The organism is Phyllobacterium sp. UNC302MFCol5.2 (genome assembly GCF_000686005.1).
In the GTDB taxonomy this organism is placed as follows: Bacteria; Pseudomonadota; Alphaproteobacteria; order Rhizobiales; family Rhizobiaceae; genus Phyllobacterium; species Phyllobacterium pellucidum.
Genome location: NZ_JMLL01000014.1, coordinates 14755 through 31802 on the forward strand (window position 1 = coordinate 14755; position 17048 = coordinate 31802).

Genomic DNA, 17048 nt, shown 5'->3' on the forward strand with positions numbered 1-17048 from the left:
CAACCAGATGATATTTCTAGTTGAGTTTAGGTGATCATAAGAAAACGACCAGAGACTTTTCCTCAGGGGACGCATGCGGAAGTCGCTACAACTGGATTTTAAAGCCATTCAGGCCGAATTGCGCACCAGGCCCATCATCCGCAGCAGCGAAGCGTGGGGTCCGACAGAAGACATCTTTGCAACGCGGCATCATCAATACCGGCGAATAGACGATTCGACGGTGTTGCATGTTATGGATTTCCAGGTCGTGCAGCCTTACGCGATAGATACATCGCGAAAAAATCTGGTGTGCATCCAGATTATTCTTACCGGTACCTATAATCGCCTGGCCAGCGACTATGTCGACACTGTCAATTCGGCCTCGGTGCAGATCACCAACTTTCCGCGATCGGTGAGCGAAGCGCGTGCCGGCGAAAGGCTGCGAGGCATCCTGATTGCCGTGGAGCGGTCCCATTTGCTAGAGCATTTCGGCGTCAACCTGGATCGGATCCCGATTGCCTACCGGCCCATCTTTGCGTCGGATGTGGGCATGGTCCAGGCCATGAAAATTCCGGCGGTGAGTTCGGTTCGCATATCCGCGGAGCAAATCCTCTCGTGCAAATATCAGGAGCCGTTGCGAAGTATCTATTTCATCAACAAGACCACGGAAATCATCTGCGACATCGTCTACCAACTCAACAGCATGCTTCCCTCAAGGTCACGCATCGCGCAGGCACCAAGCGTGTTTCACGCTATCGAAGCCGCGGCAGCGATTTACAGACGCGAGTTGCACCGGCCGCCGACACTGGAGCAACTCGCGATCCGTGTGGGGGTGAACCGCAATGCGCTCGTGAGCGGTTTTCTGGAGAATTTCGGAGTAACGCCGCACGCCTTCTCACTTAACCTTCGCATGGAGGAGGCGCAGAATTTTCTGCGTAACAGCAATCTGTCGATCAGCGAGATCGCGCGCCGTGTCGGGTATGGCGGCTATGCGAGCTTTTCGCGTGCCTTCAGCGAGCACTTTGGCCATGCGCCGTCGGCCGTCAAGGATGAGGGTGAAAGGCCGATTGCCGGTTCCCATGCATCCGCAATCGGGATCGATGCCCGGCATGGCAACTGAGGCGGACGAGGCTCTAGCGGAACCCGGTACTTCCATCGACCGCGCTCGAATGAGCGCACTCGTTGCGACCTTCTTCGGCAATACACTCGAGTGGTTCGATTTTGTGACATACGGCATCCTCGCGACTTATATCGGACGGGCTTTCTTCCGCGCCGACAACGGTGATACCGCGTTGCTGGAGACGTTCGCGGTCTTTGGCGTCGGTTTCGTGTTGCGACCTTTGGGGGCGATCGTGATCGGTTGGGTTGGCGATAGCTACGGTCGAAAACCCGCATTTCTTTTGACCATCGTCACCATGACGGCCGGCACCTTGATGATCGCGTTCCTGCCGACCTACGCGATGATCGGTATGACGGCTCCGCTTCTGTTGCTGCTGGCGCGTCTTCTGCAGGGATTTTCGGCCGGCGGAGAACTTGGTGTTGCGATTTCCTTTCTTTCGGAGTGGTCACCGCCCGGAAGACGGGGCTTTTTCAGCAGCTTTCTTTCAATGACAGTGGCGCTCGGCAGCCTTCTTGCCAGCGGAATTGCCGCCATCCTTATTTCATTCCTGCAACCTGAAGACATGGCGGCCTGGGGGTGGCGTATACCCTTTCTGATTGGGGGATTGCTCGGGCTGATCGGCCGGTGGATGCGGGCCAGCGTCGATGAGACGCCCGCTTACCGGCAACTGCAACGCACACGTCCGGAAAACAGCAGTGCTCCAATCCCAAGATCGGACCTTGTGCGCGGCCTGCTTGCATTCGGCCTCACCATTCACTGGACGGTCTGTTTCTATATGTTCCTCGTCTATCTTCCGACGTATGCGCGGGTGCAGGCCGGTATCGCTCCGGCTTTGGCCGCGTGGTCAAACACCATATGCCTGCTGACGATCGTCATCCTTGTTCCAATTGTCGGGCTATTGTCGGACCGGCACGGACGACGGCCGTTCCTTATCATGTCGTGTTCGACAATTGCATTGATGACCCTTCCGGCACTCTGGCTTATCCTTGCGACGAAAAGCTTCGCGGTCATTGTCCCCGTACAGATTGTCTTCGGATTGGCCATTGCTCTTTATTCGGGCCCCGCCCCGGCACTCATGGCCGAACTCTTTCCAACGCAAAATCGCGCGAGGCTGGCGGCGACATCCTACGCCTTCGCGGCCGCCCTGTTTGGAGGCTTTGCGCCCTTTATTGCCGACTGGCTGATCAACGTGACGGGGAGTCCGTACGCCCCTGCGCTCTACGTCGTATCCGCGTCACTCGTCAGCCTGCTGGTGGTGCTTCGCATCCCTGAAACTGCTGGAAAGTCGTTCCATTAGTCGCGGTGGCAGACGTTGCAATTTGGCACGGCGATGTATCGAATTTTCCAACCCGTCTTTACCCGACCCGCTCCGACGCTGACAATTCCAGTCCCAACTAGGGGAAGAATTGCCTAGGGCACTGCGTTGGAAAGGGGAATGACGCAATGGGATATGAAAATGCCCTAAATTCCCATGCGCTGGCGGATATCATATCCGCCAATGTGATTGCCGGCCTGTCGCAATCGCCGCTCACCGACTTCGGCCTGTCGGACCACAGCGGCATCCCGACCTTCGAATTTGACACGCGCGATCTTCCGGTAGAACTCAGGTTCGAGGCCTGGCGCAGGAGCTTCTCATCCATATTCGCCATCGACGAGCCCTATGACCACGCATCCGGCTTCAAGGGCCGGCAATTGATATGGGATCTCGGATCTCTTGTATTTGCTCGTATCAATACTGATCCGCTACGTCTTGTAAGTGCCGACACGCCCAAAACGCCGATCGACCACTGGGCCATGACGCTGCCCCTCGACGGCAGGATCAACACCGCCTGCACATCCGGCGTCTTTGGCGGCGGCGCCGGCGTCATCCAGGTTCACGCACTTGGCGCCCCGTTCAAGTGCCATATGGCTGCCGGCGAAATGTTGACCCTTTTCATCCCGCGCGATTTTTGCAGCGAGGTTGCCCATGCCTTGAGGGGAGCAGAGTTTTCCGTCATGGATACAGCGATGGGGCAGCTCTTGTCGGACTATTTCATTGGTCTCGCCAAGCGGTTGCCCATCATCGACGCGGCAAACCTGCCCGAACTTGTCGCCGCCACTCGTGCCATGATCCGCGCCTGCGTCTTGCCATCAAGCGACAACGTCGACGAGGCGCAAGGGCCTGTCGTGCGCGTGTTGCTGGAACGCGCACGGGGCATCATTCAGTCGCGACTATATGATCCGACGTTCAACGCTGAAGTCCTGAGGCGCGAACTCGCCATCTCCCGCACCGGCCTTTACCGGATGTTCGAGCCCTTTGGCGGCGTGATGCACTATGTCCAGCATCGGCGGCTTCTCGATGCACATGCCGCGCTCGCCGATCCGAACGATGGCCGGCGCATCATCGAGATAGCCGAGCAACGCTGCTTCAGTGACGGAGCCGAATTCAGCCGCGCCTTCAAGCGTGAGTTCGGGTACACACCGAGCGAGGCACGCCTTAGCGGCAAGGAACGTCCCTCGATCCATCCGGCAGCCGATCTCATGGCAAGCGCTCCCGAAGACAGGCTCGGCCTTCTCCTGCGCCGACTTCACGGCTGATAAAACAACCCTGGTAGCCAGATGACTAGCATTGCTGCATTCATCTGCCGGGCGTAGATTTGGCACGACCGAATTGGGTCCGGGTGATGGGGGCACGCGATGAGAATCGGCATTGCATTCGATCTTCGTGATGACTACGCGAACGCCGGATATGACGAGGAAGACATTGTCGAGTTCGACAGTATAGAGACCATTGAGGCTATTGAAGCGGCTTTACTCTCGCTTGGTCACAAAACGGAACGCATCGGCTCTGCGTTGACGCTCGCACAGCGGCTCGAAAATGGTGATCGATGGGATCTGGTCTACAATTCGGCTGAGGGAATGCACGGCTTTGGACGCGAGGCCCTGGCTCCCGCCTTGTTGGACTCCTATGGCGTGCCTTGCGCCTTTTCCGATCCCCTCACCCTGACGATAACGCTGCACAAAGCCACCGCGAAACATGTCGTTCGCGACTGTGGCATTCCCACGCCGGATTTCGCCGTTGTGGAAACGCCGAGCGATGTTGGACGTATTGCATTGCCATATCCTCTGTTCATAAAACCCATCGCGGAAGGTACCAGCAAGGGGATCTCGGCGGCATCAAAGGTCCATGATCCGGAAGAGCTTCGAAAGGGGTGCGAAAGGCTGCTTGCGCGACACAAGCAGCCGGTATTGGTTGAAGTTTATTTGCCAGGCCGCGAATTCACGGTTGGAATCCTCGGAACCGGCAATCATGCTCGTGTGCTTGGGATTATGGAAATAATGGTGAGAGATGGGCCCGAGCCTGAAATCTACTCATATCAGAACAAGAAGAACTTTGACGACAGGGTCACTGTCAGGCTCGTGGACGACGCGGCAGGCGCAGAGGCGACGCGGCTCGCGCTCGCGGCATGGAAACATCTGGGATGCCGCGATGCAGGTCGCATAGACATACGCTGCGACCATGCCGGCACAGCCCATTTCCTTGAGGCAAATCCGCTTCCAGGCATGCATCCGAGAGATTCGGATTTGCCCCTGCTCGCCCGGATGAAAGGCATGTCATATCAGGGGTTGATCGAGCAGATCATACTCTCCGCTTCAACCAGACATGCATTCCAATCCGGGCAGCGCAATCCCCTATAAAACCGGCGATTTTCAGCGCTTTCCAGCGCCGTTCTAATGCCTTTGGCCATCCTTCCTGTGCCTACCCTACTCATGGTATGATGGGAGTGCTGGGGGAAGCAAAGATGCAGCGCAGGCTTGTCACGATACTGGCCGCTGACGCCGTCGGGTACAGTCGTCTCGTCGGCAAGGATGAAGATGCGGCCCTCAAGCTCTTCAAGGAATGTGCGACAATCATCGACGAGCGGGTTCGGGCCCATAACGGCCGCGTATTTGGCGGCGCCGGCGATAGCGTCGTCGCGGAATTTCCAAGCCCTGTTGAAGCAATGCGGTGCGCCATCGAAATCCAGAGCCAGATAGCGCACCTGGATGAAAAACTCTCCGAAGATTGGCGCATGCTGTTTCGCGTCGGCCTCAACCTTGGCGATGCTGTTGTCGAACAGGACAATCTTCTCGGGGAAGCCGTAAACGTTGCTGCCCGCCTCGAAGGCTTGTCCGAGCCGGGCGGAATTTGCGTTTCGGGGAGCCTCTATGAACAGGTGAAGCACCTTCCGGATGTCGGGTTTCAAGATCTCGGCACAAAGAGACTGAAAAATATCCCGCTGCCGGTCCATGCCTACTCTGTCAAGAGCATCCATTCAAAGCGCTCCCGCAAACGCCTGCCTATATGGGGACTGGCGGCGGCAACGACAGCCTTGCTTGCCGTCATCGCGCTGCCGATCTGGTGGAAGTACGTACCGGGCGTTTCAGGCAATCAGACTACCGGGGCGCAAATCGTGGCTTCCTCGCAGCCTTCGATCGCGGTGTTGCCGCTGGATAATATAAGCGGCGACCCCTCGCAGGAATATTATAGCGATGGCGTCACCAATGACATTACCAGCGATCTTTCCAAGTTTTCCGGCCTTCTCGTCGCCGCATACAATTCGTCGTCGACCTTCAAGAACAAGCCTGCCAAGATTCAGGATATAGGCAAGGCTCTGGGTGTGCGTTACGTCCTTGAGGGCACCGTTCAAAAGACGGCCGAGCGGCTCCGCATCAATGCCCAGCTTATCGATGCCGAAACCGGTTATCACGTGTGGGCCGACCGCTACGATCAGCCGCTCGGAGACACTTTTGCGGTGCAGGAAGGCATTACGAAAAATATAGTGACGACGCTTGCGGTCAAAGTGACCGACGCCGAGGAGCGCCGTACCCGCCTGAAGCCTCCGGCAAACATGGATGCCTACGACTACTACCTCAAAGGCAAGCAGATATGGGCCGACCCGACCAAAGTCACGGCGGAAGGCAATGAGGAAGCACGTCAACTCTTTGAGAAGGCCATCGAACTGGACCCGAACTATTCGGCGCCCTATGCGGAACTATCCTATGTCTATGTGCGTGCCTATCAGAGCGGCCTCGACGATGGCGGCAAGGCGAATCTCGACAAGGCGGAAGCTTTGGCGGAGAAGGCCCTCGCACTCAGTGATAATGCCAACAGCCATTGGTATCTTGCCATCGTCGCTTGGAACAAGGGCAACTTCGATAAGAGTTTCAGCGAGTATGAGGCCGCGCGACAGATAAATCCGAACGATCCGGATCTCGCCGCGGATATGGCGGAGGCGCTTATCTATGGTGGAGAACCGCTGAGGGCCATTGAGCAGATCGAAGAAGCCAAGAAGCGCAACGTAAGGGTCCCGTTCTGGTACTTTTGGAACGAGGGCAAAGCCAGATACATGGCGGGCCAATACCAGCAGGCCATTGACGCCATCAACAAGATTGCCTCGCCGCCAAACGATGTTCGCCTAATCACCGCTGCAAGCAAAGCCCAACTCGGCGACATTGCTGGCGCCAAGGCGATCATGGCCGAATTCAGTAAGATCGACCCGGATTGGTCGATCGAAAAATCGGCCGAATACTACTATCGAAACGACAGCGATCGTCAGCATTGGCTGGACGGATTGCGGAAAGCGGGATTGAAGGAGAATTAGCACCGACAAGCAAATGGATACTTTGGACAAACGTTGACATTCCTCGAAACAGAGCGGCAAAATTGCACCGTAACTTGTAATTATTGCCCACTTCGGTGGATGTCTTTTCTTGGCGAATGAAGCTGAGAGAGCTCTTTCAAATTTGTACTTGAGCTGATCTCAGACTGGCAGTGCACCCCCGTTCGGACAGTTCCGCCAGGGTGTCACCTGCCATTGATACCCTGTCTTATGAGTTAAGCATTGAATTGAGTAAACGAGCCGGCGTTCAAACGAGCGCATGAGCTTTCAATGTCACGATCAAAAGGGGGAATATCATGCCAACCGCTAAACAATATTGCCACGACGCACGTCAGCAGGAACTAACGCCTGCAGGAAACATAGAAGCTGCAAGGCTCTACGGCCTCGCGATCAAGGCGGACGATGGCTATTTGCCCGCTTACGCGGAGTGCTCCTATGTGCACCTGCGAGCCTATCAGAACAACTGGCCGCCCCAGCTCCGATCGAATGACTCTATTACCGAAGCTGCGAGACTGGCCGATAAAGCAGTCGCATTGAGCAACGATCCCGACAGTGACTGGCACTTTGATTTCAGGGGGCTCTGGTACCGCGCGATGGTGTCGTGGAATGCGGGCGATTTTAAGCGAAGCTTCGACGAATATGATGCGGCACGCTCGCGTATAACCGATCCCGTCTGGAAGATTAAAAACACCGCCGAGCTCGATGCCGACAAGGCCGAGGCCTTGATCTATTACGGCAATCCAGGCGCGGCTCTGGACCTGATCCTCGGGGCAGAAGCTTCTTATCCCGAGTTTCCGTGGTGGTTGAAATGGCTTGCTGCCCGCGCGCACTATCAGCTTGGGAACTACACTGAAGCGATCAATGAAATCAACAGCATCGACCCCGCCAAAAAGCCCAATGACGTTCTCCTGATTTTGGCGGCCAGTGAAGCCCGGCGTGGGAACATTGATGACGCGAAGACCATAATGGCAGAGTTCAGCAAGAATGATCCCGATTGGACGGTTAAGCTGTCGGAATCCTACATCTACGGAGACCCGGATCAAAAAACGCATTGGATAGAAGGGCTGCGTATGGCCGAGCTAAGGGAAAAATGAGCTTTCGCCGCATGTTGAGGAGCTTTTGAGGCTCCCAAGGGGTCTGCCGGCGCGGAACCGAGCGCCCACCACGGATAGAGGTGAACCGCACGCCAACTCGGCGTGCGGCGTTAATTTCATGACACGTAACAGACCTTTGAATATTCGCTGGGCATCGGAACATTCGCAGTGAACATTTCCGATTCTCCGTGGCTAATAGCTTGCAAATAAACATTGTTCATGATTATATTGAATGAACGTTCAATAAATACTGGTGAACTTATGCAAGCGCGCGACTTGACGATTCCGAAAGGTTGGGACCGGCGGGGACTGCCGGCCTGGTGCTATAACAGCCCGGCGCTCCTGGAACTCGAGAAGGAACATATTTTCCGCAGCCATTGGCAGATCGCCGGTCACATTTCTGATGTGCCGAATGTCGGAGATTACGTAACACTCGACGTCGTCGGCGAGCGGGCGCTTATTGTGCGCGGCAAGGACGGTGAAGTGCGCGGCTTTCACAACATCTGCCGCCATCGGGGCTCGCGCGTTGTCACGGACAATAAGGGCACCTGTAACAATGCGCTGGTTTGCCCTTTCCATGGCTGGGTCTACAATCTCGACGGGACGCTGCGCGGCGCCGCCCGGCCGCGCTCGTTCCCTGATCTCGACAAGACTGAATTCGGGCTGCTGCCGCTCGACCTCGAAATCTGGATGGGATTTGTCTTCGTTCGCTTCCGCAAGGGCAATCAGCCGTCGGTCGCCACGTTGATGCAGCCTTTCGAGCAGGAACTCACACATTACCGTATTGCCGAAATGGTGCCTTCCGGTTTTTGGAAGCAGAAGTCACCGGTCAACTGGAAATCGGTGCGCGACGTCGACAACGAAGGCTACCATGTCGCCATGGCGCACCCTGCCCTGCAGGACCTTTACGGCTCGACATATTACGACGAGCCCTTCATCGATGGCGTCTCGCGTTCCTTTGCCCGCTACAACCCGCATGCGGGGCGTCGCTGGAGCGTGCGCAACTACATCAAGATTGCCCCGGAAGCGACGCATCTCCCCGAGCATTTGCGCAAGGCCTGGATCTATTACGGGTTCTTCCCGAATGCAGTCATCGCGGTGACCCCTGAAGGCGCGCAATACTACCAGGAGTTTCCGCTCTCCACGGGCGAGACGCTGCTGCGTGGCGCGGTCTTCCGTTACAGGGACGAAAGCCGCGAGCAAACCGCAGCACGCTATCTTGCCTCGCGCATCGACCGGGAGACCAACTCCGAGGATATCCAGCTGACCAAATGGTCGAACGAGTCGATGATGTCCAAATCCTTCTCCGGCTTCTACCTGTCGGATCTCGAATATACGGTGCGTTCGCACCACGACCATCTGCGCAAGGTTCTGCCGGTCCTGAACGTCGATAAGGCGCCGGACGAACGCGAGGTCTCGGCCCTTAACGAAAGTCTCTGCGCCCGCCATTGAAACGAAGCGATCAGCAAATGAAAACTGCCCGGCAAGTAACTTGCCGGGCCGATTTCATTTGAGGTCTTATGACCGAGCTCAGCCCTGCCAGACGCCCTCTCTTCTCAAATCGTCCATGGTGCGCGAGATGCCTTCGCGCAGGATCGTTACCATGTCGTCGATCTGATCACGGGTTATGACAAGCGGCGGCGACATCACGCACATGTTGATGAGCGGCCGCACCAGCAGCCCAAGTTCATGGCAATGCGCATCGATACGCATGCCGACACTGGTGTCGAGTTCGAGCGGGTTCTTGCTTTCGCGGTCGGCAACGCATTCGACGCAGGCCATGAGACCGGTGCCGCGCACCTCGCCGACAAGCGGCAATTCCTCCAATGTGCGGAGTTGTTCCTGGAAATAGGGCGCGATGGCCTGGGCATGCGCCAGGATGCCGCCTTCGAGCAGATCGAGATTGGCGAGAGCCACGGCGCAGCCGACCGGGTGGCTGGTATAGGTGAGCCCATGGGCATACATCGCGGTCGGATGATTGGAGCGGCGAAGTTCCGCCAGCAGGCGCTCCGATACGACCATGCCCCCCAAAGGAAAATAGCCGGAGGTGACGCCCTTGGCGAAGGTGATGATATCCGGGTCAAGGCCGAATTCCTCACCGGACGAGAACACGTGGCCGAGGCGGCCAAAGGCGGTTACGACTTCGTCGGCGATGAACAGGATGTCATTGTCGCGGCAAATCTTGCGGATGCGCGGCAGATAGTCATCGGGCGGCACGATCACGCCGCCGGACGCCTGGATGGGCTCGCCAATGAAAGCGCCGATCTTGTCGGCGCCGATGCGGCTCACCGTTTCCTCGAACTCGGCAACAAGCATGTTGGAGAAGATGGCAAGACTCATGCCCTCTGGCCTGCGGAAAGGATTGGGCGACGACAGCTTGACGACGAGGTCATCAGCTCCATCCATCCAGTCGCGGTCACGAGGACGTCCGTTCAGCGAAGCGGAAAGATAGGTGGAGCCGTGATAGGCGCCGCCGCGCGACAAAATGAGCTTCTTTTCCGGACGGCCACGCACATTATTGTAAAACTGCATGAAGCGCAGTGCGCTCTCGACTGCTGACGAGCCGCCTGTCGTGAAGAACACATGATTGAGATCGCCCGGAGCATAATCGGCGATACGCTTCGCCAGGACCGCCGAGGGTTCGCTCATCGTATACCACGGCGTATTGTAGGAGAGCAGCATTGCCTGCTCGTACATGACGCTTGCCAGTTCCTCGCGGCGGTGGCCGGCATTGACGCACCACATGCCTGCCGGACCGTCGATGAGCCGTTTTCCCGCGCCGTCAGTGATGTAGATGCCCTCGCCCCCACGAATAAGCGGGCGTGCTTCCACACCGACTTCGCCGGCCGTGGGCCAGGGTTGGACGAGGTGACGCTTTGCGAGCTCAACCACGTCCTGAGCGTTGGATTGGGCCGTTTCCCTGATTGCGTCCGTCATTTGCTTCGCAGCAGCCACGCCGTCCTCGCTTTCCGGTATCCCCACAGATTTTCGATACCAATTATCGGAAATAAAACATATTTCTCGAATATATTGAATGTTCGTTCAATCAATATGTCAGAAATAGTTCTTGATTTCAACGGTAGATTGAGCGCATGATGGAGGAAAGATGGCGACTAACGGGAACGCGCCACATTTCGGAATGGGATAGAATGCTTCATTGTTGTTGTAATCTGTTCAATCTGTATGGACCGTGCCAATGACGGTACCTGCAGAAACAATTGTCGCCATGCCTCCTGAACGAGGCCGAAAAAGAAACTGGCTGCAATCCGAATCTGCGACGGGCCTCGGCCTCATTAGTCCGACACTCATCTACGCCCTGATCTTCCTCGTGGTGCCGATACTTCTCGTCATCGCCAACAGCTTTTGGACCCAGCACTATCTGGTTGTCGACAGAACCTTCACCCTCGAAAACTACCGGATCGCACTGACGGATCCGATATACCGCGATCTTCTTATGCGATCGCTGTGGATCTCGCTTCTGGTCAGCTTCTTCACGGTGGTCCTCGCCTACCCCATCGCGTTTTTCATCTCCTTTCATGGTGGCAGACACAAGGGGCTGTGGCTGTTCCTGATCACCATCCCGTTCTGGACCAGCTATTTGCTGCGCGTCATGTCGTGGAAGGTCATCCTTGGCTATAACGGCGTTCTCAACGCCACCCTCATGGGGCTCGGCATCACCGACCAGCCGTCGGATGCCTTTCTCTACAATACGAGTGCAGTGGTCATCACGCTCACCCATGCATGGGCGACGTTTGCGGTCTTGCCGATCTTCGTGTCGCTGGAAAAGATCGACCGCACGCTGATCGAGGCCGCGACCGATCTCGGCGATGGTCCGGTGCGGCGCTTCCTGCGCATAACATTGCCGCTTTCAGCGCCCGGCATTATTTCGGCGGTGCTCATCGTGATGATCCCGACCGTGGGCGATTTCGTGACACCGAAGCTTGTCGGCGGCAAGGACGGCGTGATGATCGCAAATGCCATTCAGGCACAGTTCGGCAAGGCTGCCAACTGGCCGCTCGGCGCCGCGCTTTCGGTTACGACCATGGCGGTTGTGACGGCAATTGCTGCGGCCGTCGTCCTCACCATCCGCACGGCTGCGAGGCGCATAAGATGACGGCTTTGCGCAAAATGCTCCCGAGCTGGCTGACAGCCTATGCCGTGCTCTATATCGGCTTCCTCTATCTGCCAGTGATCTTCCTGCCGATCTTTTCCATCAACACGGCAGCGACGCCGAAATTCCCGCTGAGCGGCTATACGCTTAAATGGTACCGCGACCTCGCCACGACCCCTGCCCTGACGGACGCCGCCTGGAACAGCCTCATGGTCGCAGTTTCGGCGTCACTTCTCGCCACGATGTTCGGCATTTGCGCGGCCCGGGCGATCACGCGCTATCGCTTTCCTGCCCGCCGCAGCATTAACGGCCTGCTCATGGCACCGCTTGTCCTGCCGGAAATCATTATTGCCGTTTCCATGCTGCTGGTCATGCTGCAGCTTGGGCTTAATCTGTCCTTGATCACAGTGGTGTTCGGACATGTGCTGATCTGCATTCCCTATTCGCTCAGCGTTCTCACCTCCGGATTCGAAGGCTTCGACAGAAGCCTTGAGGAAGCATCTGCCGATCTCGGGGAATCGCCCTTCGGCACATTCCGCCGCGTTACCTTGCCGATGGTCGCCCCGGCGATCATTTCGAGCCTGCTCGTCTCCTTTACCATCTCGCTCGATGAATTCATCATGGCGTTTTTCCTGACCGGGACCGATGCAACGCTACCTGTTTATATCTGGGGCCAGCTCAGATTTGCCGCCAAGCTCCCCGGCGTCCTTGCGCTCGGTACGCTGCTGCTGATCGCCTCTGTCATTCTACTGACCATTGCCGAAATTGTGCGCCGCCGTGCCAGCCGCCGCACCCAGAACATGGGAGGCTTGATTGCCTGAACGTACGATGATCGAAATCTCGCGCGTGACGCGCAGCTACGGCGCCTTCAAGGCGCTCGACGAGACGTCGCTCTCGATCCGCGAGGGTGAATTCTTTTCACTGCTCGGACCGTCCGGCTGCGGCAAGACCACCTTGCTGCGCATGATAGCCGGTTTCGATACGCCGACGAGTGGCACGATTTCCGTAGATGGCCAGCCAATGGACGGGATCCCGGCCAATCGACGCCCGACCAACATGGTATTCCAGAGCTACGCGATCTTTCCGCACCTGAACGTCGAGCAAAATGTCAGCTATGGCCTGAAGCGGCTCCGTCTCGATCCTTCCGAAGAAAAGCGGCGCGTCGAGGAAGCGCTTGCCCAGGTTTCGCTCGGTGGGCTCGGCAAACGCGGCGCCACCGAACTCTCAGGCGGCCAGCGGCAACGCGTTGCGCTCGCGCGGGCGCTCGTCATGCGGCCAAAGGTGCTGCTCCTCGACGAGCCGCTCTCTGCGCTCGACAAAAAACTGCGTGAGCAGATGCAGGTGGAGTTGCGCCGGCTGCAGCAGGCGGTGGGCATTACCTTCATCCTCGTGACGCACGACCAGTATGAGGCGCTCGCCATGTCCGATCGCATCGCCGTCATGTTCGGTGGCAGGATTGCACAGGTGGCAACGCCGAAGGAAATCTACCAGCGGCCTACCAATTGCCAGGTCGCGGATTTTCTTGGCGGCATGAATTTCGTCAAGGCCAACATCGTCGAAGAAAATGGCAGCACGATCACGCTCGATACCCCGGTGTTCGGGCGCGTCAAGACCGACAAGCCGATCGCGTTTGCCCGCAATGGCAATGCGGCGACGCTCGGCATTCGCCCGGAACGGCTGCGCGTCCTGTGGGACGACGCAACCGACAAGCATGAGGTGGCGGGGAAGGTGGTAGACCGGCACTATTTCGGGGAAATCACGCACCTGGTCATCGAGATCCCCGGCTTCGAAAAGCCCCTGTCCGTCACCGAGACGAATAATTTCGGCGCGGACGATATTCCTGTCGGCGCGCCGATCAGGCTGGCCTACGATCCGGATGCGCTCGTCGCGCTTGCGGACTGAAGTGAAACGATGGCTCGGGCGGCAGCTGACCTGCCAGCGACGATCGCGCCTTCGATGTAGCCGGGGAAGGACGGCGAAAGTTCCGATGCGCCGAACGTGATACCCGGCAAGCCTTGTCTCAGCACATTCTCCGTTTCAGTGTCGGACGTTCCAACGTCAATGACATCGGAATAACCGCCACCGCTCCACGCATCATGCGACCAGTTCCTCAAAAGGATGTCCAGCGGCTTGCCTGCCTCCGGTCCAAGGGCCGTGCTCAGCCGCGACAGCACTTCATCCCTTAGAGCATTTTCTCCCAAGGCAGGCCATTCAACGGCGCAGCGTCCGCCGACGAACACCACGAGGGTGGGATGTTCCTGATCCTGACTGATGTCGCAGGCGAACAGTCCATGTGGTTCGAGGAAAATCACGCTTCCGCTCAAATTGGTAGTGCGCCAGAATGGCGTTCTGTAGCGAAGCAGCAGCTTGGCGACGGTCCCGCTCTTCCAGGCAGCAAGTGCGCGGGAGATTGGTGCCGGTAGCGGCGGGTCAAACGCTATCTTGCGCACCATGGTCGGCGGGACAGTGAGAATGACGTGCTGCGTAGCGAAGCGCTGGCGCGCCGTGTCCACTTCAAAGCCCGATCCCTGCCGTATTATCCGCTCGACCGCGTGCCCCAGCTTCAATCTGCTCCCTAGTTCCCTGCCAAGGTCTGCGGCGAGCGAATGCATCGACTCCTTCAGAAAATACTGAAGCTCCGAGACCTTGTTGGTGATCCGCTCATCATTATCGACAAGGAACCAGAACGGCATGCCCTCGGCCGCGCGGCACCACAGGCCTTCAACGAGCGACAGGAACATTGATTTTGCGTCCGGTGGGTCGCCTTGACGCTGCAGCCATTCTGCCACGCTCAGGCCAGCGAGCGACGGATCGCGCGGATCGAGCTGGCGCAAGCGGCGGCGAATGGCTGCGGATCCGGCAGAAATTTGCCCGGCATCATGCCGGCCATGCGGCGGAGGTTGGGCCATCGTATCGCCGCCCTTTGGCGGCTCGAGAAACGTCTTGCCGTAGGCTCGAGCGAGGCCAGTGATTTCCTTCATGTCCTCGCAGAAGAACTGGCCGCCGACGTCAAACAATTCTCCGAGCCCGTTGGTCTTGGCCTCGACCCGACCTCCGACGCGGTCACGTGCCTCCAGAACAACGTAATTGACGCCGGCGCTGTGCAATTCGCGGGCGGCGGAAAGACCGGCAAAGCCGGCCCCCACGACGACGACATCGGTCTCTGTGACCTTTGGGTTCAATAGCCCGCCTTGATCTTCTCGAACTCGGCAATCATCTTCGCCTTGAGCTCGTTGGGAAGCGGCGATTGGAACAGAACGTTCTTCGTCGTTTCCTGGTTGTTCGCATAGCCCTTTTCTTCGAGGAGTTTCGGATCGACGGAAGCCATGCCCTTACCGTTGGCCATGCCGTAACCCCAATCCTTGACCATGTAATTGGCAATGGCCGGGTCATTTACCGCATTGAGAAAATCGTAAGCCTTTTGCTCGGAGCCCGGTGCATCCTTGAAGCGGACATAGCCGCAGACCCATGTCGAGATGCCTTCATCAGTATCGGGCTTGCGTGCGACTGGCGTGCCATTCATGCTGAGCTGGGTCGCCGCATCATTCCATGCCCAGGCGAGATCGACCTCACCGCCGCCCATGGCCTGTACGATCTCCGTCGTGTCGGTCCAGTAGAGCCGGACGTTCTTGTGCACGGAGCGGAGGAAGTCTGACGCTTCCTTGAACTGTTCATCGGTCATTTTCGTCCAGTCGTGGAGGCCGATGGCCAGGCTGGCGAGGGCATAGGCATCGTCGACATTGTCGTCGATTGATACGCGCCCCTTGAACTTCGGATCGGCAAAGGCCTTGAGCGATTGGACGTCCTTTGCATCCACCTTCTCGGTATTATAGGTGAGCGAGGTATTGCCCCAGTCCCATGGCATGAACCATGCCTGGCCGTCGGCGGTGGTGGCCAGGTCGTTCATGGCCATGATGTCGGGAAGGAGATCATTCCAGCCGGCAATCTTTGATGTGTCGAGTGGCTGCAGCAGGCCGGCATCACGCCATTTGGCGACGCTTTGCGAGCATGGATGACCGAGATCGGCCTTGAAGCCTGAACGAACCTTCTCGAACGCCTCGTCCTCGTCGCCGAAGAAGGCGAAGGTCGGCGAATCGCCATTCTTGGCTGTGTAGCCCGGATGGAAAGACGGCTCCTCGTAGCCCGCCCAGTCGAAGACGATCAGATCGCCGTCGGCAGCACGTGCGATTGTCGCCGCCGTTGCCGATAGTGCGGCTATTCCCAAAAATACGCTTACGCTTCTGCCAAGTCCTGTCATGGTTCATTCCCCATTTTGATTGTTAGGCAATTTTTCTTGCGCGCAGCTCTTCCCTGGAAAAGTGCTTCGGAAACACCGAAACGAGGTGATCGCATGCCGCCGCATATGCGGTCGCGCGCGTGACATTTTCCGTTCCCATCAGCAGCCGCAACCACAAGCCTTCGAGCATTGCGCTCAACGCCAGCGCCGCAGATATCGGGTCGAAGTCATAATCTCCGCTCGACTTTAATGCCGCGCAGATATCGATGATGACATTCTGGTAGTCCTCATCACGTGCGCCGCACAGACTCTGATAAGTTGGCCGAGACTTGGCCTCGCCCCAGAAGGCGCACCAGGCGGCAAGCTTGCGCTTGTTGCAGATCGCACGATCGAAATCGGCGGCAACGACGCTCGCCAATTGCCGGGCCGGGTCGTCCCCTCCCTTGGCGAGCGCATTGCGCCAGTGAACCGCATATTCCTCGGACATGTATTGCAGGGTCGCGACGAGGAGTTTTTCCTTGCTCTCGAAGTGGAAGTTGACAATGCCGCGCGACAGGCCCGCACCATCGGCAACATCCGCCATCGTTGTTTCCGAATAGCCGCGCTTGGCCAGCGAATCGATCGTCGCCTCGATGAGCTGAAGCTGCCGCGTCTCCTTCGAGGCCTTTCGGCCGCGTTTGCCTGGCTCTGCTTCCTTGATTGGTGTGACCTTCATTCTTGACCCTTCCTGCATCGCGCCGGCTTGCAGCTGCACCCGGTCAACGGATGAGTGAAGCGATGGGATGCATTGTCAAGCTTGGTCTGCATCATATTGGGCGCCAGGAACTCCAAGGTTAGCTATCGTCGCGATCCACGCGGTCGGGGA

The 17048-nt window shown here is 57.7% G+C and carries 14 protein-coding genes; 10 read left to right on the forward strand and 4 right to left on the reverse strand.

What is annotated here, in order from left to right:
• The first annotated feature begins 73 nt into the window (after positions 1-73).
• From BR48_RS24935 to BR48_RS0118315, 7 genes are all read left to right on the forward strand, one after another.
• A complete protein-coding gene (locus BR48_RS24935) occupies positions 74-1099 on the forward strand; it encodes an AraC family transcriptional regulator (protein ID WP_051615181.1) in 1026 nt (341 codons plus the stop codon).
• Complete coding sequence (locus BR48_RS0118290) at positions 1089-2396, forward strand: MFS transporter (RefSeq protein ID WP_027232635.1); 1308 nt, start codon at positions 1089-1091, stop codon at positions 2394-2396. The genes BR48_RS24935 and BR48_RS0118290 overlap by 11 nt, the downstream gene beginning before the upstream one ends.
• A gap of 146 nt (positions 2397-2542) precedes the next feature.
• Complete coding sequence (locus BR48_RS0118295; RefSeq protein WP_027232636.1) at positions 2543-3676, forward strand: helix-turn-helix domain-containing protein; 1134 nt, start codon at positions 2543-2545, stop codon at positions 3674-3676.
• 99 nt (positions 3677-3775) lie between these two features.
• Positions 3776-4777 carry a hypothetical protein gene (locus tag BR48_RS24940; protein WP_036814891.1) on the forward strand — a complete coding sequence of 334 codons (1002 nt, stop codon included), beginning with the start codon at positions 3776-3778 and terminating at the stop codon, positions 4775-4777.
• A gap of 104 nt (positions 4778-4881) precedes the next feature.
• Entirely contained in the window at positions 4882-6723 is a 1842-nt protein-coding gene (locus tag BR48_RS0118305; protein WP_027232637.1) for an adenylate/guanylate cyclase domain-containing protein, read from the forward strand.
• A 314-nt stretch (positions 6724-7037) separates the two neighbouring features.
• Entirely contained in the window at positions 7038-7835 is a 798-nt protein-coding gene (locus BR48_RS0118310; protein WP_027232638.1) for a tetratricopeptide repeat protein, read from the forward strand.
• Positions 7836-8096: 261 nt separating this feature from the next.
• On the forward strand, positions 8097-9287 hold the full coding sequence (locus BR48_RS0118315; RefSeq protein ID WP_027232639.1) for an aromatic ring-hydroxylating dioxygenase subunit alpha: 1191 nt from the start codon (positions 8097-8099) through the stop codon (positions 9285-9287).
• Between the two features lie 78 nt (positions 9288-9365).
• On the opposite strand, the gene BR48_RS0118320 is transcribed toward BR48_RS0118315, so the two are convergent.
• On the reverse strand, positions 9366-10772 hold the full coding sequence (locus BR48_RS0118320; protein ID WP_091924373.1) for an aminotransferase: 1407 nt from the start codon (positions 10770-10772) through the stop codon (positions 9366-9368).
• A gap of 259 nt (positions 10773-11031) precedes the next feature.
• Between BR48_RS0118320 and BR48_RS0118325 the strand changes: the two genes are divergently transcribed.
• The 3 genes from BR48_RS0118325 to BR48_RS0118335 are packed head-to-tail and all read left to right on the forward strand — an operon-like array spanning position 11032 to position 13848.
• A complete protein-coding gene (locus tag BR48_RS0118325) occupies positions 11032-11949 on the forward strand; it encodes an ABC transporter permease (RefSeq protein ID WP_027232641.1) in 918 nt (305 codons plus the stop codon).
• Entirely contained in the window at positions 11946-12767 is an 822-nt protein-coding gene (locus BR48_RS0118330) for an ABC transporter permease (RefSeq protein WP_027232642.1), read from the forward strand. Before BR48_RS0118325 ends, BR48_RS0118330 begins: the two co-directional genes overlap by 4 nt.
• 7 nt (positions 12768-12774) lie before the next feature.
• A complete protein-coding gene (locus BR48_RS0118335) occupies positions 12775-13848 on the forward strand; it encodes an ABC transporter ATP-binding protein (protein ID WP_027232643.1) in 1074 nt (357 codons plus the stop codon).
• Here the strand turns inward: BR48_RS0118335 and BR48_RS0118340 are convergent.
• The 3 genes from BR48_RS0118340 to BR48_RS0118350 are packed head-to-tail and all read right to left on the reverse strand — an operon-like array spanning position 13812 to position 16898.
• Positions 13812-15128: an FAD-dependent oxidoreductase gene (locus BR48_RS0118340; protein ID WP_027232644.1), complete on the reverse strand. Its 1317-nt coding sequence runs from the start codon at positions 15126-15128 to the stop codon at positions 13812-13814. The genes BR48_RS0118335 and BR48_RS0118340 overlap by 37 nt on opposite strands.
• Positions 15125-16204: an extracellular solute-binding protein gene (locus BR48_RS0118345; RefSeq protein ID WP_027232645.1), complete on the reverse strand. Its 1080-nt coding sequence runs from the start codon at positions 16202-16204 to the stop codon at positions 15125-15127. The genes BR48_RS0118340 and BR48_RS0118345 overlap by 4 nt, the downstream gene beginning before the upstream one ends.
• Positions 16205-16226: 22 nt before the next feature.
• A complete protein-coding gene (locus tag BR48_RS0118350; protein ID WP_027232646.1) occupies positions 16227-16898 on the reverse strand; it encodes a TetR family transcriptional regulator C-terminal domain-containing protein in 672 nt (223 codons plus the stop codon).
• Positions 16899-17048: the final 150 nt, after the last annotated feature.

What these genes read in the sequence shown, in the direction of transcription:
- BR48_RS24935 (WP_051615181.1), top strand. Translation starts at nt 74, where the DNA reads ATGCGGAAGTCGCTACAACTGGATTTTAAAGCCATTCAGGCCGAATTG.
- BR48_RS0118290 (WP_027232635.1), top strand. Translation starts at nt 1,089, where the DNA reads ATGGCAACTGAGGCGGACGAGGCTCTAGCGGAACCCGGTACTTCCATC.
- BR48_RS0118295 (WP_027232636.1), top strand. Translation starts at nt 2,543, where the DNA reads ATGGGATATGAAAATGCCCTAAATTCCCATGCGCTGGCGGATATCATA.
- BR48_RS24940 (WP_036814891.1), top strand. Translation starts at nt 3,776, where the DNA reads ATGAGAATCGGCATTGCATTCGATCTTCGTGATGACTACGCGAACGCC.
- BR48_RS0118305 (WP_027232637.1), top strand. Translation starts at nt 4,882, where the DNA reads ATGCAGCGCAGGCTTGTCACGATACTGGCCGCTGACGCCGTCGGGTAC.
- BR48_RS0118310 (WP_027232638.1), top strand. Translation starts at nt 7,038, where the DNA reads ATGCCAACCGCTAAACAATATTGCCACGACGCACGTCAGCAGGAACTA.
- BR48_RS0118315 (WP_027232639.1), top strand. Translation starts at nt 8,097, where the DNA reads ATGCAAGCGCGCGACTTGACGATTCCGAAAGGTTGGGACCGGCGGGGA.
- BR48_RS0118320 (WP_091924373.1), bottom strand. Translation starts at nt 10,772, where the DNA reads ATGACGGACGCAATCAGGGAAACGGCCCAATCCAACGCTCAGGACGTG.
- BR48_RS0118325 (WP_027232641.1), top strand. Translation starts at nt 11,032, where the DNA reads ATGACGGTACCTGCAGAAACAATTGTCGCCATGCCTCCTGAACGAGGC.
- BR48_RS0118330 (WP_027232642.1), top strand. Translation starts at nt 11,946, where the DNA reads ATGACGGCTTTGCGCAAAATGCTCCCGAGCTGGCTGACAGCCTATGCC.
- BR48_RS0118335 (WP_027232643.1), top strand. Translation starts at nt 12,775, where the DNA reads ATGATCGAAATCTCGCGCGTGACGCGCAGCTACGGCGCCTTCAAGGCG.
- BR48_RS0118345 (WP_027232645.1), bottom strand. Translation starts at nt 16,204, where the DNA reads ATGACAGGACTTGGCAGAAGCGTAAGCGTATTTTTGGGAATAGCCGCA.
- BR48_RS0118350 (WP_027232646.1), bottom strand. Translation starts at nt 16,898, where the DNA reads ATGAAGGTCACACCAATCAAGGAAGCAGAGCCAGGCAAACGCGGCCGA.